The 21,297-nt window shown below is 31.7% G+C and carries 15 protein-coding genes, 1 rRNA gene and 1 pseudogene; 7 read left to right on the top strand and 10 right to left on the bottom strand.

Annotated features, from left to right (window positions below; genetic code table 11):
- Window positions 1-21: 21 nt before the first annotated feature.
- The 8 genes from J3359_RS17185 to J3359_RS17150 form a co-directional block, all read right to left on the bottom strand.
- A complete protein-coding gene (locus tag J3359_RS17185; protein WP_208078340.1) occupies window positions 22-1,230 on the bottom strand; it encodes a bifunctional folylpolyglutamate synthase/dihydrofolate synthase in 1,209 nt (402 codons plus the stop codon).
- 22 nt (window positions 1,231-1,252) lie between these two features.
- The gene (locus J3359_RS17180) at window positions 1,253-1,684 is read right to left on the bottom strand and encodes an adenylyltransferase/cytidyltransferase family protein (protein ID WP_208078338.1); all 432 of its coding nucleotides are present in this window, start codon (window positions 1,682-1,684) and stop codon (window positions 1,253-1,255) included.
- Window positions 1,685-1,745: 61 nt separating this feature from the next.
- Window positions 1,746-2,576 carry an energy transducer TonB family protein gene (locus J3359_RS17175; protein WP_208078336.1) on the bottom strand — a complete coding sequence of 277 codons (831 nt, stop codon included), beginning with the start codon at window positions 2,574-2,576 and terminating at the stop codon, window positions 1,746-1,748.
- A gap of 143 nt (window positions 2,577-2,719) precedes the next feature.
- Window positions 2,720-3,112, bottom strand: coding sequence for an ExbD/TolR family protein (locus tag J3359_RS17170; protein WP_208078334.1), 393 nt, complete (start codon window positions 3,110-3,112; stop codon window positions 2,720-2,722).
- 88 nt (window positions 3,113-3,200) lie between these two features.
- Window positions 3,201-3,890, bottom strand: coding sequence for a MotA/TolQ/ExbB proton channel family protein (locus J3359_RS17165; RefSeq protein ID WP_208078332.1), 690 nt, complete (start codon window positions 3,888-3,890; stop codon window positions 3,201-3,203).
- A gap of 139 nt (window positions 3,891-4,029) precedes the next feature.
- On the bottom strand, window positions 4,030-5,439 hold the full coding sequence (gene nhaD, locus J3359_RS17160) for a sodium:proton antiporter NhaD (RefSeq protein ID WP_208078330.1): 1,410 nt from the start codon (window positions 5,437-5,439) through the stop codon (window positions 4,030-4,032).
- A 14-nt stretch (window positions 5,440-5,453) separates the two neighbouring features.
- Entirely contained in the window at window positions 5,454-6,686 is a 1,233-nt protein-coding gene (locus tag J3359_RS17155; RefSeq protein ID WP_208078329.1) for a Glu/Leu/Phe/Val dehydrogenase dimerization domain-containing protein, read from the bottom strand.
- A gap of 183 nt (window positions 6,687-6,869) precedes the next feature.
- Window positions 6,870-7,928 carry an anhydro-N-acetylmuramic acid kinase gene (locus J3359_RS17150; RefSeq protein ID WP_208078327.1) on the bottom strand — a complete coding sequence of 353 codons (1,059 nt, stop codon included), beginning with the start codon at window positions 7,926-7,928 and terminating at the stop codon, window positions 6,870-6,872.
- Between the two features lie 88 nt (window positions 7,929-8,016).
- On the opposite strand from J3359_RS17150, the gene J3359_RS17145 reads away from it, so the two are divergent.
- The gene (locus J3359_RS17145; protein WP_208078325.1) at window positions 8,017-9,159 is read left to right on the top strand and encodes an acyl-CoA dehydrogenase; all 1,143 of its coding nucleotides are present in this window, start codon (window positions 8,017-8,019) and stop codon (window positions 9,157-9,159) included.
- Window positions 9,160-9,743: 584 nt separating this feature from the next.
- Here the strand turns inward: J3359_RS17145 and J3359_RS17140 are convergent.
- Complete coding sequence (locus tag J3359_RS17140) at window positions 9,744-10,523, bottom strand: tRNA pseudouridine synthase A (protein ID WP_208078323.1); 780 nt, start codon at window positions 10,521-10,523, stop codon at window positions 9,744-9,746.
- 257 nt (window positions 10,524-10,780) lie between these two features.
- Between J3359_RS17140 and J3359_RS17135 the strand changes: the two genes are divergently transcribed.
- The 6 genes and pseudogenes from J3359_RS17135 to J3359_RS18600 all read left to right on the top strand — a co-directional run bounded on the left by J3359_RS17135 (window position 10,781) and on the right by J3359_RS18600 (window position 20,938).
- Window positions 10,781-11,770, top strand: coding sequence for an outer membrane beta-barrel protein (locus J3359_RS17135; protein ID WP_208078321.1), 990 nt, complete (start codon window positions 10,781-10,783; stop codon window positions 11,768-11,770).
- Window positions 11,771-11,796: 26 nt separating this feature from the next.
- Window positions 11,797-12,135: a P-II family nitrogen regulator gene (locus J3359_RS17130; protein WP_208078319.1), complete on the top strand. Its 339-nt coding sequence runs from the start codon at window positions 11,797-11,799 to the stop codon at window positions 12,133-12,135.
- 19 nt (window positions 12,136-12,154) lie between these two features.
- Window positions 12,155-13,396, top strand: coding sequence for an ammonium transporter (locus J3359_RS17125; RefSeq protein ID WP_208078317.1), 1,242 nt, complete (start codon window positions 12,155-12,157; stop codon window positions 13,394-13,396).
- Between the two features lie 213 nt (window positions 13,397-13,609).
- Window positions 13,610-18,124 (top strand): glutamate synthase large subunit, encoded by a 4,515-nt coding sequence (gltB, locus tag J3359_RS17120; RefSeq protein WP_208078316.1) that lies wholly within the window; start codon window positions 13,610-13,612, stop codon window positions 18,122-18,124.
- Window positions 18,125-18,128: 4 nt separating this feature from the next.
- Window positions 18,129-19,592 (top strand): glutamate synthase subunit beta, encoded by a 1,464-nt coding sequence (locus tag J3359_RS17115; protein WP_208078315.1) that lies wholly within the window; start codon window positions 18,129-18,131, stop codon window positions 19,590-19,592.
- Window positions 19,593-19,973: 381 nt separating this feature from the next.
- A pseudogene (locus tag J3359_RS18600) lies at window positions 19,974-20,938 on the top strand (IS30 family transposase).
- A gap of 158 nt (window positions 20,939-21,096) precedes the next feature.
- Here the strand turns inward: J3359_RS18600 and rrf are convergent.
- Window positions 21,097-21,206 (bottom strand): 5S ribosomal RNA (rrf, locus tag J3359_RS17095).
- Window positions 21,207-21,297 lie beyond the last annotated feature (91 nt).

Genomic DNA, 21,297 nt, shown 5'->3' with positions numbered 1-21,297 from the left:
AAAATAAAAATGCTATTTATTTTAAAATACTTCTGAAAGTACAAATGTACTTCCTCCTACATAAATTACATCTTCCTGATTTGCACTGAGTAACGCTTTTTTTAGAGCTAAGTTAACGGATAAATATTTTTTTCCAAATAAATTAAATTCTTTTGCTTTTTGTTGTAAAATGTTTTCAGAAAGCCCTCTTGGTATATCTGGTTTACAAAAATAATAAGTTGCATTTTGGGGAAATAAAGGAAATATTTCTTCTACCTTTTTATCTGAAACTACTCCTAAAACAATGTGTAATTTTTTATACTTTTCTTTCTGAAGTTGATTAAGCACTATTTCTAATCCGTTTTTATTATGAGCTGTATCGCAAATTACTTTTGGACGCTCTTGAAGAACTTGCCACCTGCCTTTTAAGTCGGTGTTTTTTACTACGTTTAATAACCCAGTTCTAATGTTTTCTTTAGAAATTGTAAAATCTTTTAATTTCTGAATGGCAACAACTGCTGTTTTTGTGTTTTTTTGCTGATAAGCGCCTAATAAATCTGTTTTGTAAAATTCTTTAATGTTAGAAGCGAAAATAATTTCAGAATTTGTTTCTTTTGCTTTTTTAAGAAATACTTCTTTTACTTCTTCTTGTTCTTCTCCTATTACAACTGGAATATTGTTTTTAATTATTCCTGCCTTTTCAAATGCTATTTCTGGTAATGTTTCTCCTAAAAATTGTGTGTGATCTAAACCAATATTGGTAATTACAGAAACTTCTGGTGTAATAATATTTGTGGAATCTAATCTTCCACCTAAACCTACTTCAACAATGGCGATATCTACTTTTTCGTTTGCGAAATAGTCGAACGCTAAACCAACCGTCATTTCAAAAAAAGATAATTTTTGTCTTTCTAAAAAAGCTTTGTTTTTTTTGATGAAAGAAGATACTTTTCGCTTTGGAATTTCTTTCCCATTAATTCGGATTCTTTCTGTAAAGTTTTTTAAATGTGGAGAAGTATATAAACCAACTTTACAACCTGCCTCTTGTAAAATTGAAGCCAGCATATGGCTTGTAGAACCTTTTCCATTGGTTCCCCCAACATGAATGGTTTTAAACTTTTTTTCTGGAAAATTTAATTCTTTAGAAAATGCTAAAATATTGGTTAAGTCTTTTTTGAAAGCTGTTTCCCCCTCTCTTTGATACATTGGAAGCTGTGCAAACATCCAATCTAAAGTTTCTTCGTAAGTCATAAAATAATTAGAAAACAGGTACTTATTTGTCTTTCTTTTTCAAATTTTCTTTTTCTTGAACTTCTTTACGCAAAGAGGTACTTGAAAAACGATGTTCTCTTTTGTTGAAATATAAATCGATACCTTTTTCTTCGCAGTATTTTCTACCTGTAAACTGCTTACTCGCATATTCCTCTCCAATAATTCTAACATCAATCTTAAAGGAACGTAAAACATCTTCTAAATCTTGCTCTGTTGCATATGGCACTATTTCATCTACAAACCTGCAACCTTTTAACTGTATATAGCGTTCTACAACAGATTGAACTGGTCTGTTTTTTTCTGGTCTGTCTATGGTAGGGTCTGTTTGCAAGCCACAAATTAAATAATCGCATTGGCGCTTTGCATCCTCTAACATGGTAATATGGCCTGCGTGTAATAAATCGAATGCACTAAAAGTAATTCCTATTTTCATTATTTTAAATTAAAAGAATGTATTTACATTTATAAAAGGTTAAAAATAAACAAATTAACTATTATTTAGATAAAGAAAACTTATAAATAATAGTTCCTGTTTGTTTTGAAGGTGCTTTAGCGTCTGAATTCCATTTCGTTTTTAAGGCGGCCTCTTTTGCTGGTTTTAATAAACAAGGTGCTGTATTTGTAGAACCTTTTACGCCTGCAACTGCACGAATTACTTTTCCGTTTTTGTTTACTGTAATTCTTACCACCACAATTCCTTCTTCTTGGCAATCTGGTTGTTCTTTGGGTTTAGACAATGCTTTTCGCCCTGCTAAATTGTAATTTCCGCCTGAACCACTTCCTGTATTTCCATAGTATTTAGAAGAGGTTGGATCTCCACCTTTTTTACCTTTTACACCTTCAATTGTATCGTCTCCTTCTCCTTTTGGTTTTCCGTCTGAAGAATTTCCATTTAATAACTTATTTAACGCATCTTGGTTTTCTTTTGATGGTTTTGGTTTTGGCTTTTCTTTTGGTTTTTCTTCTTTTTTAACGACTTCTTTTACAGGTTCTTTTTTCTTTTTTTTTACTTTTTCAACCACAGGAACATCTTCTGTGGTATCTTCTGTAATAATTTCTTCTTTAATTATTTCTTTGGGAGTTTCTTTTACCTCCTCTACAACTTCTTCTTTTTTCTCCACAACTTTTGGAGCTGTTTTTTTTGAATTTACAACAGGCTCTCCCATTCCAACATTAGAATCACCAAAATTTATCGCCAAACCATATTCTTCTGGCGGATCTAAATAATGCATCCCATAATTGAAAATTGCAAATACCAACAACATTAAAATTATTGCTGTTATTAATGCCGATTTTCGTTTATGTTTTGTTTCTAATATTTTCATTTTCTTTTGTAAAGAATTATTGTCGTATTTGGTTTATGCCTTTTTTTGTTAAACAAGCAATTGCGTTAGGGATTGAAACGGCATCCTTTTTGCTTTTTTAAGCAAAAAGATATAGTGGAAAGCCCGTTAAAACGCCCAAAAAATTATTTCCCTTTTACGGCTAAAATCATTTTTAATTTGTTCTTATTTGCGATATCTATAACTTTCATGACATTTTTATAAAGTACATCTTTGTCTCCTCTAATTACAATGGTTTTCTTTTTATCTGTACCAACACTTCTTATAATTTCGCTTTCTAAATTGGAGGCATCTACTTTTGTTTTATCTATATAAAACACAGATTTATTAGTAATAGAAATTGCTACAGATTTACTGTTTTCTGTTTTTCCACCAGCTTTTGGTAACAAAACATCAATCGCGCTTACGGTTACCAAAGTGGATGTTAACATAAAAAATATTAACAACAAGAAAACAATATCTGTCATGGACGACATATTAAATGTTGGATCTACTTTATTTCTTCCGCGTAAATTCATACTGTTAATTCAAAATTTAAAGTTTTGAATTTAAGGTTTAGGATTCGACTGAAAACTTTGAATTCTAAACTTTAAACCTTAAACTTATTTATACTGGTTCGTTTAACAAGTCTAAAAACTCCACAGATTTTGCTTCCATTTGATAGACTACTTTATCTGTTCTAACAACCAAATGATTGTAAGTTATATAGGCAATAATACCTACAATTAAACCTGCAACTGTGGTTGTCATGGCTGTATATAAACCGTCTGAAAGCATTTTTATATCTATTTGCCCACCAGCATTTGCAATTTCATGTATGGCAACAATCATACCTATTACGGTTCCTAAAAACCCAATCATTGGTGCTGCTCCTGCAATTGTTGCTAGAACACTTACATTTTTTTCAAGTTGATAAACCTCCAATTTCCCTGCTGTTTCAATTGCTGTATTTATATCTTCTAAAGGTTTTCCAATTCTCGAAATTCCTTTTCCAATTAACCTTGCAGTTGGTGTATCTTTACTTTTACAAAGTGCATTTGCAGATTCTAATTTCCCATTGGAAACATAATCTCTAATTTGATTCATAAAGTTTTTATCGACTTTCGAAGCGGCTTTAATTGCGAAAAATCGTTCGAAATAAATATAAATTGCCACTGCCAAAAGCACAAAAAGTATGGCGATTATTATTTGCCCTCCTAAACCACCATCCATAATTAATTTGTAGATGGATAATGTTTTTTCTTCGGAAACTGCTTCTTCTAATAATCCTGTATTTTCTTGAAAAAGTGAGATCATGAATATTTTTTTATGTTCTTTATAGTAACGATAAATCTTTTTTAAAATTGTTTTATTTTATGAATGAATTTATGTCGTACAAAAAATGTCATTTCAAAAAAAAAGATGAAATGACATTTTTAAAATTATTTTTCTTTACTTAAAATAGTGTTCTTGTAATCATAAATGTAGCAGAACCTACCACAAAACCAATTAAAGCCAACCAAGATATTTTCTTTAAATACCAGAAAAAATCTATTTTTTCCATTCCCATGGCAACTACTCCAGCTGCAGAACCTATAATTAACATAGAACCTCCTGTTCCTGCAGAAAATGCAATAAAGTGCCATAACTCATTATCTATTGGCTCTGTAAACATTCCTAAACTTGCTGCAACTAAAGGTACATTATCTATTACAGCAGAACCAAGACCTAGTAAAAGAACTACTAAATCTGATACTCCTACTGTACCTACTGAGTGTATTTCTGTACCCATCATTGGAACATTTTCTTGTAGTGTTGATGCAAAATTAAATAAAATCCCTAATGATTCTAATGCAGCAACTGCCATTAAAATTCCTAAGAAAAATAAAATACTTGGCATTTCTATCTTAGATAAAGATGCATGTACAGGACTGTGATGTGCACCTTTTTCATGGTCATCTGCCTCTTCTCCTTCGATACTTGAAATTGAAAATTTAGAATTACTGTAAATTTCTGCAAAAGTTGCAACCACTGCTAAAGACAACATCATACCAACGTAAGGTGGTAAATGTGTTATTGTTTTAAAAACAGGTACAAAAACAATTGCTCCTAATCCTAAATATAACATTCTTGCACTGTGAGGACTTTTTGGTTTATCAGCTTCTTCTTCAGAATCTATTTCTCCTTTAAAAGCAGGTAAAAAAGACGCTATTAAAGAGGGTACAACCATACATAGTAAAGAAGGTAATAATAAATATTCTATTAATTTTAAAGTAGTTACTTTTTTACCAATCCAAAGCATTGTTGTGGTAACATCACCTATTGGAGACCAAGCACCACCAGCATTTGCTGCAATAATTATTAAACCAGCAAACCAAATTCTTTCATTTCTATTTTTAACTATTTTTTGAAGGATAGAAATTAGTACAATTGTTGCTGTTAGGTTATCTATAATTGCAGATAAAACGAAAGCTAAAATTGAAAAAATCCAGAGTATGCTCTTCTTCTTTTTAGTTTTCACAAAGCTTTTTATTGTTGAAAAACCATCGAAATAATCAATAATTTCTACAATCGTCATCGCTCCTAAAAGAAACACTAGTATCTCTGCAGTTTTCCCTAAATGATGCAATAAAGTTTCTTCAACTAAGTGTAGTTTATCATCATGCACCATCGAACCAAAACCATCTACTAAAGCATGCTTACTGGAATCGAACCAATTTGTAAAATTATCTACACCAAGTGCAACTAAAGCCCAACATACAGCCATCATAATTAAGGCCGGAATTAATTTATCTAATTTTAAATTGTGTTCTAGTGTAATGGCTAAATACCCCATTACGAATACGATTATAATTACTGACTCCATAGTTTTAATTTAGTTTATATTAATTGTTTTAATGCTATTTCGAATGCTGTTGAGCATATATTTGTTTTTGATGCGCTTTTGTTAAATGTCTTTTGCAAGGCTTTTTTTATAATGTTAGAAGTATCATTAAAAATAGCCTTGTCTTGCATTGGTAATGTAACTCTTGCTTCCATTAGATATGCAAAAACTCTAGCAATACCACAGTTAGATATAAAATCTGGCAACAAACTTAAATGAGTATCTGTGTACTCCATAATAGGGCCAAAGAAAATCTCTTTATCTGCAAAAGGAACATTTGCTCCTGGAGAAATTACTTCTAAGCCAGTATCTATCATTCGTTGAACCTGATCTTGAGAAACCAACCTCGAAGCTGCTGCAGGAACAAATATTTCTGCTGGTAAACTCCAAATTTTTTCATTTATTTCTTCGAAAGGAATCATGTTTTTTGTAGATAATTGATTTCCGTCTTTTGTTAGAAATAATTCCGTCATTTCATTTTTAGTGAAACCTTTCTCATTAATAACTCCTCCTTGCCTATCTATAATTCCAACAACTTTTGCACCTAATTGTGTTAAATAATAGGCTGCTGCAGCTCCAACATTTCCAAAACCCTGTACAATTGCACGTTTTCCTTTAATATTTCCACCATAAATATTGTAATAATGCTTTACAGCTTCTGCAACTCCATAGCCAGTTAACATGTCTGCAACTGTATATTTTCTTAACACATCTGGCGAATATTGCTCATCTTCAATTACCTTAATAACTCCCATTCGTAATTGCCCAATCCTATTAATTTTATCGGCTTCAGATGGTTTAAAATGTCCGTTAAAAATACCTTCTTGTGGATGCCAAACACCACAATCTTCCGTAATTGGAATTACATCTTTATCTGCATCTACATTTAAATCGCCTCCAGTTCCATAATAATGTTTTAAAAGCGGAGTTACTGCTTTATACCAACGTTGCAAAACACCTCTTTTTCTTGGATCGTTTGGATCGAAATTAATTCCTGACTTTGCTCCACCAATTGCGGGTCCAGAAACCGTAAACTTCACTTCCATTGTTTTCGCCAAAGACATCACTTCGTTTTGGTCTAAACCTTTACGCATTCTTGTTCCACCACCTGCAGCACCACCTCTTAAAGAGTTTATAACAGTCCAACCTTCTGCATCTGTTTCTTGGTCTTTCCAATGAAAAACAATTTCTGGTTGTTTATTTTCGTATCTTTTTAATAATTCTTTCATTCTATTTTTTATAAACTTTCAACTTAATTTTAACTAATTTTCAAATGCAATTTTTACGATATTGTTTTGTTTAGTGAAGTTAAAGCTGATTCATAATTTACTTTTTTAGAATTATTATTTTTATTGATGTTACTTACAAACTTAATGTAAAAAAATGATTTTATAAATTATTTAAACCAAAAACTATGGTATAAAAATCACACCAGAAGAATGATCTTTTTCGGCACCTGTTACAGACTTAAAACAATTAACCTGATTATCAATCTTTAACAAACCTAAAAAAGCAAAAACTAAGGCTTCTTTATAGTTGATAATTTCTTTGTTATTTTCTTCAATTTTAACATTTGAATGCTTTTCAATTTGTTTCATTAAAAATGAATTAAAAAAACCACCTCCAGTTACTAAAATCGAATTATTATTAACAATAACTTTGCTTATTTGAATAGCAATATGCTCTACAAAAGTTCTTAATATAGATGGTATGTCTTTTTCTAAAGAATTAATTAACGGAAACACCTCTTGTTGCACCCACTCTAAACCTAAAGATTTTGGTGGTTCTTTTTTATAAAAATTTAAAGAATTTAATTTTTTTAATAATTGTTGATTTATCTCTCCTCCTAAAGCTACTTTTCCAGACGCATCGTAATCTAAACCAATTTTATTCGCATAGAAATTCAACACAATATTTACAGGACAAATATCGTAGGCAATTCTTTCCTCATTCTTATCAAACGAAATATTAGAAAAGCCACCTAAATTTAAACAAAAACGATATTTACCAAACAATAATTTATCTCCAATTGGCACTAAAGGCGCACCTTGCCCTCCTAATTTTACATCTTGCGTTCTAAAATCGCAAACCACTTTCTGTTTTGTAATTTTTGCGATTTCTTTACCTGAGCCTATTTGCAGTGTAATTCCTTTTTCTGGCTCGTGTAAAATTGTATGTCCATGAGAAGCTATAAAATCAATATTTTTAATTTTATAATTAGACATAAAGTTATGAATAATAACTCCTAAATATTTTCCATAAATAACATTTAAATTCTCTAATTCTTTTCCTGAAGAGTGAATTGCGTTTTGCAACATTTGTTTCCACTCTAACGAATACGGAATTGTTGTCGCTTGTAAAATCTTAAAATCGCTGTAATTATTCTTTTCAAACTTTACATAGACCAAATCTACTCCATCTAAAGACGTTCCAGACATTACTCCTATTGAAAAAACCTCTTTTTTATTCATATCTGTAAAAATAATAAAAGTCTGTTGAAAATCTATTACGAAATCGATATCTTTACACTCTTAAATTACGAATATAATAATACTTAGTATGGATTTTAGCTTAACAGAAGAACATGTTATGATTCGCGATGCCGCAAGAGATTTTGCACAAACCGAATTGTTACCAGGAGTTATCGAAAGAGATGATAAACAAGAATTTCCGCAAGAATTGGTCAGAAAAATGGGCGATTTAGGTTTTTTGGGAATTATGGTAGATCCAAAATACGGAGGAAGTGGAATGGACGCCATTTCTTACGTATTAATTATGGAAGAATTATCTAAAATAGATGCTTCTGCCTCTGTAATTGTTTCTGTTAATAATTCTTTAGTCTGTTATGGGTTAGAAGCCTGTGGGAATGAAGAACAAAAACAAAAATACCTAACCAAATTAGCTACAGGAGAATTTGTTGGTGCTTTTTGTTTGAGTGAACCAGAAGCTGGTTCAGATGCAACTTCGCAAGCAACAACTGCAGAAGATAAAGGCGACCATTATGTAATTAACGGAACAAAAAACTGGATTACAAGTGGCGGAAGAGCAGATGTGTATTTGGTAATTGCACAAACAGACAGAGCAAAAGGTCACAGAGGAATCAACGCTTTTATTGTAGAGAAAGGAACAGAAGGTTTTCATATAGGACCAAAAGAAGATAAGTTAGGAATTCGTGGTTCAGACACACACACTTTACAATTTAATGACGTAAAAGTACCTAAAGAAAATAGAATTGGCGAAGATGGTTTTGGGTTCAAATTCGCCATGAAAACACTTTCCGGAGGAAGAATTGGTATTGCAGCACAAGCTTTAGGAATCGCTTCAGGTGCATACGAATTGGCTTTAAAATATTCGAAAGAACGTAAAGCTTTTGGTACAGAAATCTGTAACCACCAAGCAATTGCATTTAAACTGGCAGATATGTACACAGAAATTGAAGCTGCAAGAATGTTGGTAATGAAGGCTGCTTGGGACAAAGACCAAGGTAATAATTACGATATGTCTTCTGCCATGGCAAAATTATATGCATCTAAAGTAGCGATGGAACAAACTGTAGAAGCTGTGCAAATTCATGGAGGAAATGGTTTTGTAAAAGAATATCATGTGGAGCGTTTAATGCGAGATGCAAAAATTACTCAGATTTACGAAGGAACTTCAGAAATTCAGAAAATTGTAATTTCGAGAGGTGTTATCAAAGGATAAATTACTCATTATATATATCGTATAAAAATCCATCTTTTTAAAAGGTGGATTTTTCTTTTGGATAAGTTTTTGCAAAAAACAAAAAAACGCGCTATCCACTATATCTTTTTATACTGAATTTATTTCAGCATCTCTCTTTTTTGAATAAATAATTTCATTTTTATAACAAATACTTAATTTAGTTTAGCATAAAAAGAATATAGCCTGTCTTGAGCGTAGTCTAAAGATTTCTATCGCTCTCACAAATTTTTGCCAACCAAATGAATTATTGAAACAAAGTTTAATTTTAAATTACTTACAAACAAGCCCCTAAAGGGTTTAAAGCCCTTTAGAGCTACAAATATTATAATATCAATCAAAATAAACCTAAAAGCAGCTTCTAATTACTTCATTTTCGGGTTTAGCAAAGTGCATTAAGAATTAAATGCATGTTTGAACTCTTTTTTTATGCTGAACTCAATCCAGTATCTACTAAAATTAATTCACTTATTTTTTAAGATGAAAGATGCTGAAATAAATTCAGCATAAAAAAAGTGAGTAATGAAAGTCTGACCCCTTTGTGGAACGCCTAAAAAAATTACAAGTTATTCCAACTCAATATCAAACAATTGCAAACCAGAAGAAGGCGCAATATTTCGCATAAACATTCTGTCATTATCTTCTTTTAACGATTTTTCAACAAAGTTTAAATCTATATTTTCTTTTCCAACCTCAAACAAAGTCGCCATTATTAAACGAATCTGATATCTTAAAAAACCTTTTCCTCTTACTTTTAGAATATAACTTTTCTCAGGAAAGAAATTAGCCGTTAAAATATCATTTTCTACAATTTCACAGGAATCTATGGTTCTTTTTAGAATGGTGTTTTCAGAGGGTTTTGTACAATATTTATGAAAATGATGCTCTCCTTGAAAGCGTTTTGCAGCTTCCTTCATATTTTCAAGATTTAAATTTTCATCCAAAGTAACCATAAAAGGCGCAGAAAAAGGATGACTTTTCTCCCCAAAAGCAAAGTAATAATGGTATTCTTTAATTTTTGGAGCATTAACAATATTATAACTCCTTTCTACTTTATGAATAGAAAGCGCTCTAAAATCCGCAGAAAAATTTGAATTTAACAAATTTAAAAACGCATCTTCTTCAATTTCTTCAACTATAAAAAGCTGTAAATAATACGAGTTTGCAGACACTTTTGCATCTGTTCTACCTACTCCAATTGTTTTATAAGCTCCTTTTTCTATAACGAAAGAAATGGTTTTATCAACCATATCATGCAAGGTCTTTGCATTTGTCTGTTTTTGCCAACCAGAAAATCGAAATCCTAAAAACTGAAGCTTAATAATGTAAGAAAATGGATATTTCATACTTCAAAAATACAATAAAATGAACTTTTTATTCAAAAACTGCACTTTTATCGATATCATAATTTTAAACTTTATTTTATACATACACCCTATTTTAAATACTCATTAAAACAAATAAAATACATTATAAATAAAATATACCCCTATTTTTTAAGGGTACATATCAAAAAATATAGACATTATAAAAAACAACCCCTAAAATTAAAATAGTTTTATATACATTTGATCCGTTTAATAAAATTAAAAGAACAATTATTATGAAAAAAATATTTTTAACTTTATTAGTAGCTACAAGTTTAGCAACAACTGCACAGGAAAAAAAGGGTATATTTACAATAAGTGGTACAGTTGATACTTATTATACAAGTAATCTTAAAGACAATTCTTTGGGAAGTATTGGCGTTTTGTATGGTGGAAGTGGCGTAGCAAACGGATTCGGTTTAGGAATGGCAAACACCATTTTTTCTTATGAAAAAGGAAAAGCTGGAGTTGTAGCAGATTTAGCTTATGGACCAAGAGCAAATGCTGCAAATGCATACGAAGGCGCAATTAATCAATTATATGCATATTACAGAGCATCAGAAAAAATTACTTTTACATTAGGACAGTTTAACACATTTTTTGGGTACGAAGTTATTTCTCCAGCAGGAAACTTTAACTATTCAGTATCCTACTTGTTCAATGCAGGTCCCTTTTCTCATACAGGTTTAAAAATGGATTATGAAGCTTCAGAAGATTTATCCTTTATGTTGGCCGTTACAAATCCTCATGGAATAACTGCTGGTGCGAATCCAAGTACAAACTATCAATTAGGTTTTCAAACTGGTTACAAAGGTCAGTATTTTAATCTTGCTTATGGAGCAGACGGATTCGGGTTTAACGATGTGTTGTATTTAGATTATTCAGGTGGCTTTAATTTAACTGACTCTTTCTTCTTTGGAATAAATGCTGCATATTCTAATTCCAGTGATGCAGATGCTGGTTACCAAGGTGTCGCTTTATATTTGCAGAATTCATTCAGCAAAAAGTTTTCTTTAGGACTAAGACCAGAATACTACCAAACAACAGCTGGAAAAGGAGACGCAAGTGTAACTGCATTTACTTTATCTGGAAACATCTCTTTAACAGAAAACCTAAACCTTATTCCTGAAATTAGATACGACTCTTTAAACGATATGATTATTTCAGGATTATCCGCACAAAACAACATAACTGGTGCAACTTTAGCAACAGTTTATTCATTCTAATACCAACCAAATAACATTTATTAATTATGAAAAAAATAGAAGCAATCATTAGAAAATCGAAATTTAGCACAGTAAAAGATGCACTACATGAAGTAGGTGTTAATTTCTTCTCTTACTGGGATGTTACAGGTTTAGGTAACGAACAAGAAGGACATGTTTACAGAGGAATTAGCTATAGCACAAGCGATATCCAAAGAAGGTACATTTCTATTGTTGTGAATGACAATTTCGAAAAAATAACCATTAACACAATTATTGAAGCAGCATCTACAGGCGAAGTTGGAGATGGTAAAATTTTCGTAAGCGACATTATAGATGCTTACAGAATTAGAACTGGAGAAAAAGGAGGAGAAACTTTAAACTAAACTATTACACTATTTTATTATGGAATTACTTACAACAAATAATGTATGGATAATGATCTGTACAGTATTGGTTTTCTTTATGCACACAGGGTTTGCATTTTTAGAAATCGGTTTAACAAGACAGAAAAATACCATTAATATTTTATTTAAAAATATATTTATTATTACAGTTGGTTTATTATTATATGCTTTCGTTGGTTTCAACTTAATGTACCCAACTTGGGGGGCAAATGCTTCTGGTTATTTAGGAGATTTCGTGTTCGGCCTTTCTTCTCCATTAACCACAGAAGGAACTTTAGATTTAACTTATAATGAAGGATATACTTACTGGACAGACTTCTTATTCCAAGGAATGTTTGCTGCAACTGCTGCAACAATTGTTTCTGGTGCTGTAGCTGAAAGAATGAAAATTGGATCTTTTATGGTTTTCACCATATTATATGTAGGATTCGTTTACCCAATTGCAGGTTCTTGGAAATGGGGTGGTGGATTTTTAGATAAAATGTCAACTCCTTTTTACGATTTTGCAGGTTCTACTTTAGTACATTCAGTTGGTGGATGGGCTGCTTTAGTTGCTGTTTGCTTATTAGGTTCGAGAATTGGAAAATTCAAGAACGGAAAAATACAAGCCATCCCTGGCCATAACATTCCACTAGCAACTGCAGGAGTTTTAATTCTTTGGTTAGGTTGGTTTGGTTTTAATGGAGGTTCTGTTTTATCTGCAGATCCAGCATTAACTTCTTTAACCTTAGTAACCACTTGTTTAGCAGCTGCTGCAGGTGGAGTAATAGCTGCATTGGTTTCTACATTTATGTATAAAAACCTAGATTTAACCATGTTTTTAAACGGAATTTTAGGAGGTTTAGTAGCAATTACTGCTGGTGCAGATGTAATGTCGCCAACAGACGCCATTTTAATTGGTGCAATTGCTGGAGCATTAATTGTATTTGGAGTTAGCTTAATTGATAAATTAAAATTAGACGACCCAGTTGGTGCAATTGCTGTTCACCTAGTTTGTGGAATTTGGGGAACATTAGCTGTGGGTATTTTTGGAAATCTTGCAAGTGGTGCCCAATTTTTAAGTCAATTAATTGGAGTTGTATCTTATGCAGTATTCTGTTTAGCAACTTCATTTATTATCTTGTTTACATTAAAGAAAACAATAGGAATACGTGTTAGCGAAAAAGAAGAATTAGAAGGGTTAGATGCTCACGAACATGGTATGGATGCATATCCAGACTTTCGTTTAAACGAACATTAATCAATAAAACAACACTTATTTTACCTACAAGTTTTAAAAAATTTGTAGGTTTTTTTATTTTTATGAATATCACAATATAAATTCGTTTAATTATTATAATTTAATTATTTATAGTGAAATATTATTTCCATCATAAAAATTATATTAAAAGCTTATAAACAGTACGTTTTTCTCAATAAAAAATATAAATTAGCAAATATAATTTATTAAAATATGGAGAAACAAGGCTTATATTTACCAGAATTTGAACACGAAAATTGCGGTGCAGGATTCATCTGTAATTTAAATGGAGACAAGACAAATCAAATTATTCACGACGCTTTAGAAATTTTAGTAAAACTAGAACACAGAGGTGGTGTTAGTTCCGATGGAAAAACAGGAGATGGAGCTGGTTTATTAATTGATATTCCTCATAAATACTTTAAAAGAGTTTGTGATTTCTCAATTCCAGAACAAAGAGAATATGCAGTTGGAATGGTGTTCTTACCAAAAGCAAAAAACCAATATAATTTCTGTAAAGCTACTTTCGAAAACGAAATAAAAGCACAAGGACTTTCTATTTTAGGATGGAGAGAGGTTCCTGTAGATGCTACACAATTGGGACCAATTGCATTGGCTTCCGAACCAAACATCGAGCAAATTTTTGTTGGTAAAAATGAAAAAGAGTTAGATGAAGCTACTTTTAAAGCAAAATTATATGCTGCTCGTAAAATTGCAGAACATAAAATAAGAAAATCGAAAACTTCGGAAAGCGGTTATTTTTACGTTTCAAGTTTATCAATAACAACCATTATATATAAAGGTATTATTATGCCTGAAGATATTGGCCCTTATTATAAAGATCTTCAAGAAAAAGATTTGGTAACGCGTTTGGCGTTAGTTCACCAACGATTTTCAACCAATACAATGCCAACTTGGGAGTTGGCACAACCCTTTAGACACATGTGTCAGAATGGAGAAATTAATACATTACGTGGAAATGTAAGTAGAATGCGTGTGCGTGAAGAAATTATGAAAAGTGATGTTTTTGGTCCACAAATCGAAGAATTATTCCCAATTATTTTACCAGGAAAATCAGATTCTGCTTCTATGGATATGGTGGTAGAATTGTTAACACACACAGGTCGTTCGTTACCAGAAATTATGATGATGATGATTCCTGAAGCGTGGGAAAAACACAAAACAATGTCTAAAGAACGTAAAGCTTTTTACGAATACAACAGTTGTATTATGGAACCTTGGGATGGCCCTGCTTCTGTACCTTTTACAGATGGAGATTATATTGGTGCTTTATTGGATAGAAATGGTTTAAGACCCTCAAGATATACAGTTACAAAAAGCGGAAAGTTAATTATGTCGTCAGAAATTGGTGTGGTAGATATTGCTCCAGAAGACATAAAAAAACACGGTAGATTAGAGCCAGGAAAAATGTTCTTGGTAGACATGAACAAAGGAAGAATTATTGAAGATGAAGAAATAAAAGCAAAAATTGTTTTAGAAAGACCCTATCAAGAATGGTTAGACAAAACGCGTTTGCATTTAAAAGATGTTCCTTATACTGGTGATACTTGTCCAATTGAAACGATAGATATTAAAACACGTCAGCGTTTATTTAATTACACGTTTGAAGATATTCAAGAAGTAATTACGCCAATGGCACAAGTTGGTAAAGAGGCGTTAGGTTCTATGGGAATTGATACTCCTTTGGCAGTTTTGTCAGACAGACCTCAATTAATCTCCAACTACTTTAAACAACTATTTGCACAAGTTACAAACCCACCTTTAGATGGAATTCGTGAAGAAATCGTAACAGATATCAGTTTAAATTTAGGAAAAGATAGAAATATTTTTAGCATTACAGAAAGACAGTGTAGAAAATTAAATATTAAAAACCCTGTTATTTCTAATGCCGATTTAGAAAAAATTAGAAGTATCGATATTGAAAGTTTTAAAGCAACAACAATTAATATTCTATATCCAAAAGCACAAGGATTAAATGGTTTAGAAGACGCTTTAGATACTATTGTTATTCAAGTAGAAAAAGCAATTCAAAATAAGAATAATATTATCATTCTTTCAGACAGAGGTGTAAACCAAGAATTTGCTCCAATTCCTGCTTTATTAGCGTGTTCTTATGTAAATCATCAATTAAATCGTTTAAGAAAACGTTCTTTTTTCGATATCATTATAGAATCTGCAGAGCCACGTGAACCACATCATTTTGCTACTTTATTTGGTTATGGTGCAAGTGCCATCAACCCATATATGGTAAACGAAATTATTAGAGCGCAAGTAAAAGAAGGTTTTATTGTTGGTATGGATGAGCAACAAGCTGTCGATAATTTCAACAAAGCAATCGGAAAAGGAATATTAAAAGTGATGAACAAAATAGGAATCTCGACTTTACATTCGTACAGAGGTTCTCAAATTTTCGAAATTGTTGGTTTTAATTCTCAATTTGTAGAAAAATATTTCCCTTATACAGCTTCAAGAATAGAAGGTATTGGTTTATATGAAATAGAAAAAGAAATAGACCAACGTTACAAACAAGCGTATCCAGACAATCAAATTGATAAAAATTTAGGTTTAAATATTGGTGGAGATTATAGATGGAGAAGAAATGGCGAGCGTCATTTATTCAACCCAACTACAGTTGCAAAATTACAACAAGCAGTTCGTTTAAGCGATCAAGCAAGTTACGATGTGTACTCAAAAGCCATAAACGAACAAGCAGAAAATTTAATGACCATTCGTGGTTTATTTCAGTTTGATAATTTAGACCCAATTCCTTTAGACGAAGTAGAACCTTGGACAGAAATTGTAAAACGTTTTAAAACAGGTGCCATGTCTTATGGATCAATTTCCAGAGAAGCACACGAAAATTTAGCGATTGCCATGAACAGAATTGGCGGAAAATCTAATTCTGGTGAAGGTGGTGAAGATAGAAAACGTTTCCAAAAAGATATTAATGGAGATAGTAGAAATTCTGCGATTAAACAAGTTGCTTCTGGTAGATTTGGAGTTACTTCTCACTATTTAACAAACGCAAGAGAGATTCAAATTAAAATGGCACAAGGTGCAAAACCTGGTGAAGGTGGACAGTTACCTGGCTACAAGGTTTTACCTTGGATTGCAAATGCGAGAAATTCAACGCCATTTGTTGGGTTGATTTCTCCTCCTCCACATCACGATATTTATTCAATTGAAGATTTAGCACAATTAATTTACGATTTAAAAAATGCAAATCGTGAAGCAAGAATTAATGTAAAATTAGTTTCGGAAGTTGGTGTTGGAACCATTGCTGCTGGTGTTGCAAAAGCAAAAGCAGATGTCGTTTTAATAGCTGGTTATGATGGTGGAACAGGAGCTTCTCCTTTAACGTCATTAAAACACGCAGGTTTACCTTGGGAACTTGGTTTGTCTGAAGCACAGCAAACTTTGGTAATGAATAATTTAAGAAGTAGAATTGTTGTAGAATGTGATGGACAACTAAAAACGGGTAGAGATGTTGCAATTGCAGCCTTATTAGGTGCAGAAGAATTCGGTTTTGCAACAGCTCCTTTAGTGGCTTCTGGGTGTATTATGATGCGTAAATGTCATTTAAATACTTGTCCAGTTGGTATCGCAACTCAAGATAAAGAATTGCGTAAAAACTTTAAAGGAACACCAGAACACGTTATTAATTTCTTCTATTATATTGCTGAAGAATTAAGAAAAATAATGGCAGAACTTGGTTTTAGAACATTATCTGAAATGGTGGGTCAGACGCATAAAATCAATGCAAACAGAGCAATTAAGCATTATAAAGCGAAAGGTTTAGATTTATCAAGTATTTTACATAGACCTACTGGCTACAATCATCTCCCTGTAAAAAACACAGAAAAACAAGATCATAATTTAGAAGACGTTTTAGACTTTACTATTTTAAAAGATTCTCACAGAGCTCTATATAGAAAGGAAAAAATGAATCTTTCTTATGCTATAAAAAATACAGATAGAACTGTTGGTGCAATTGTTAGTAACGAAATTTCTAAAATTTATGGTCATTTGGGTTTACCTGAAGATACTTTAAATATCAATTTCACGGGTTCTGCAGGACAAAGTTTTGGAGCATTTGGTGCTCATGGATTGACATTCATTTTAGACGGAAATACAAATGATTATTTAGGAAAAGGTTTATCTGGAGCTAAATTAATCATCAAAAAACCAGCAAAAGCAAATTTTATTGCGGAAAACAATATCATTATCGGTAACGTTTGTTTATTTGGTGCTGTTGAAGGTGAAGCATATATAAATGGAATTGCAGGTGAACGTTTTGCAGTTCGTAATTCTGGAGCCAAAACAGTTGTAGAAGGTGTTGGAGACCATTGTTGTGAATATATGACTGGTGGAAAAGTAATTGTTTTAGGAAAAACAGGAAGAAATTTCGCTGCTGGAATGAGTGGAGGAATAGCGTATGTTTATGATCCTGAAAACAAATTTATAAATGGTCTTTGTAATACTGAAACCATCGAATTTGAAGAGATTTCAGATATAGATGCACTAGATTTAAAGACAACTATAGAAAAACACGTTTTATATACAGATAGTAAAAAAGGTACTTCTTTATTAGCAGATTGGGATGCTAGTTTAAAAAACTTTGTAAAAGTAATGCCAATAGAATACAAAAAAGCATTAAAACGTATAGAAACAGAAGAACCAATGTTCGAAGAATTAACAAAAGCATAATGTCATGGGAAAAGTAACAGGATTTAAAGAATTTGAAAGACAAGATGAAACATACACTTCTGTAAAAGATCGTGTAAAAAATTATAAAGAATTTACAGTTCCTCTTTCACAAAAAGAATTAACGAAGCAAGGTTCACGTTGTATGGATTGTGGTATTCCTTTTTGTCACAGTGGTTGTCCACTAGGAAATCTAATTCCAGATTTTAACCATATGGTGCATCAAGGTGAATGGAAAAAAGCTTCTTGGATATTACATTCAACAAACAATTTTCCAGAATTTACAGGTCGTTTGTGTCCTGCTCCATGTGAACAAGCATGTGTTTTAGGTATTATTGAAGACCCAGTTTCTATTGAAAATATTGAAAAAAATATTGTAGAACGTGCTTTTAAAGAAGGATGGATTAAACCACAACCTCCAAAAATAAGGACAGGAAAAACGGTTGCTGTTGTGGGTTCTGGGCCTGCTGGTTTAGCTACTGCACAACAATTAAACAGAGCTGGTCACACAGTTACTGTTTTCGAAAGAGATGATGAAGTGGGTGGCTTGTTACGTTATGGAATTCCAAACTTTAAAATGGAAAAAGGAATTATCGATAGAAGAATTGCCATTTTAGAAGCAGAAGGAATTATTTTTAAAACCAATGTAAATGTTGGTGTTAATTATAAAGTTGAAGATTTAAAAAGTTTCGATGCTGTAGTTTTATGTGGTGGAGCAACCGAAAGACGTAGTTTACCAACTCCAGGAATTGATGCAGATGGTGTTGTACAAGCAATGGATTTTTTAACACAACAAACAAAAGTATTATTTGGTAAAGAAGTAAAAAACCAAGTAATGGCAACAGGTAAAAATGTAATTGTTATTGGTGGTGGAGATACAGGATCTGATTGCATTGGAACTTCCAACAGACAAGGAGCAAAATCTGTGGTTAATTTTGAAATTATGCCAAAACCTCCAGGGCATCGTTCTCCAACAACTCCTTGGCCTTTTTGGCCTTTACAATTAAAGACTTCATCTTCTCATAAAGAAGGTGTAGAACGTAACTGGCTAATCAATACAAAAGAATTTGTAAAAGACGAAAATGGAAAATTAACTGCTTTAAAAACAGTAAATGTTGAATGGAAAATGGTTCCAGGACAAAGACCTCAATTGATAGAAATTGAAGGAACAGAAAAAACTTGGCCATGTGATTTAGCATTGCTTGCCCTTGGTTTTACAGGACCAGAAAGTACTTTAGCTGATAAACTAGGTATTTATAAAGATGCTCGTTCAAACTATAAAGCTGAATATGGAAAATACCAAACTAATGTCCCTAATATATTTACTGCTGGTGATATGAGAAGAGGACAATCTTTAATCGTTTGGGCAATTTCTGAAGGAAGAGAAGCTGCAAGACAAGTAGATATTTATTTAATGGGAAAATCGGAATTGCCTTCAAAAGATGTTACTGGAGATTTGGTAGCAATGTAGTAAATAACGTGAGTTCGATTTAAGAAACAATATAGATTTTTTTACTTAACGTATTAATATATAGGTTTTTATTTTTTCTGTATTATTTCAATGATAGGGAAAATCTCATAATTTATAACTACAATTTGTAAGATTCCTCATCCTGCTTCATCAGAATGATATTAATTTTCAAAAAAACAATATTTAAGTAATTAGTAATATATCGAACTCAAATTAAATATATCAATATAAAATTTAAAACACTGTCTTAAAGAGTATTAGGATTTGTTATCCTATATTTGTTAATTCCTAAATTCAAATGCTAGTACAAGTTTTTGATAGGATTTCCCTACGGGTTTTACCCCATTAGAAAAAGTCCAAAAAAAGTTAAAGATTTGTGATATGAACTACAAACAATTAACTTTCGAACAAAGGTACTCAATAGAATTAATGCTTAAGGCAAAAATTAGTAAAAAAGAGATTATTAAATCACTTTGTATTAATAAAAGTACTTTTATAGAGAATTGAAAAGGAACTCAAAACCTAGGACTTATAGTGCTAAACACGCACAAAAATTAGCTGATGAGCGTAAAAAAGAAGGTCATTATAAGACTATTTTTTCAACGGAAATGAAAAAAATAATCAAAGAAAAAATGATTAAATTTCAATGGTCTCCAGAACAGATAGTTGGTTGGTGTAAACTTAAAACAATACAGATGGCCTCTCACGAGCGAATTTACCAATATGTTTGGCAAGATAAAAAACAAGGAGGATTGCTTTATAAAGAACTAGGAACAGGTCAAAAAAATATAAAAAAGGTATGGAAGTAAATCCAATAGAGGACAAATACCCGATAAAATGTCCATAGAAAAACGTCCAAAAATTGTAGAACTCAAAGAAAGAGTAGGTAATTTAGAATCTGATTTAATTATTGGAAAAGACCATAAAGGAGCTTTATTAACCATTGTAGATCGCTATTCTAGTTTTTTATGGATTGAAAATGTGACAGAAAGAAAAGCAGATATGATTACAAAAATGACTATAAACACTTTAGCACCACATAAAGAATGGGTTCGAACAATTTTAACAATGATAATGGTAAAGAGTTTGCAAGACATAAGAGAATAGCAGAAAAATTAAATTGTGATGTCTATTTTGCTCACTCTTATAACTCTTGGGAACGTGGACTTAACGAGTATACGAACAAACTTATCAGACAATATTTTCCAAAAAATAAACACTTGGATAATGTCAAACAAAACGATATTTCTGAAACGATAAAAAAACTCAATAATAGACCAAGAACAAAGTTAGGATACAGAACCCCTAAAGAGGTTTTTATCAATTTATTAAACAAAATAAATTAAAACTTACCATACTACTTAAATTTTTCTAGCACTAATTATTTATAATAGGATTCTTGTTTTAAAACAAGAATAAGTTTTAGTTTACAAATTTTGAGTATAAAAAAAGCCTCATATCTTTGATATGAGGCTTATAAAATTCTTAAATAAATAAGAATTAAGAAAGGCAGCGACCTACTCTCCCACATAAATGCAGTACCATCGGCGCTATTGGGCTTAACTTCTCTGTTCGAGATGGGAAGAGGTGAGCCCCAATGCTATAACCACCCTAAGAATTTAGTGGTTAGTAGTTAGGGTTTAGAGTTAGCACTTTGACTAATAACTAAAAACTATCAACTAACAACTGCAGCATAGCTGCAATA

The sequence above is a fragment of the Polaribacter cellanae genome, assembly GCF_017569185.1.
Taxonomy (GTDB): domain Bacteria; phylum Bacteroidota; class Bacteroidia; order Flavobacteriales; family Flavobacteriaceae; genus Polaribacter; species Polaribacter cellanae.
Note: the sequence above shows the minus strand (reverse complement) of the source record. Positions and strands in the feature narration are given on the sequence as shown.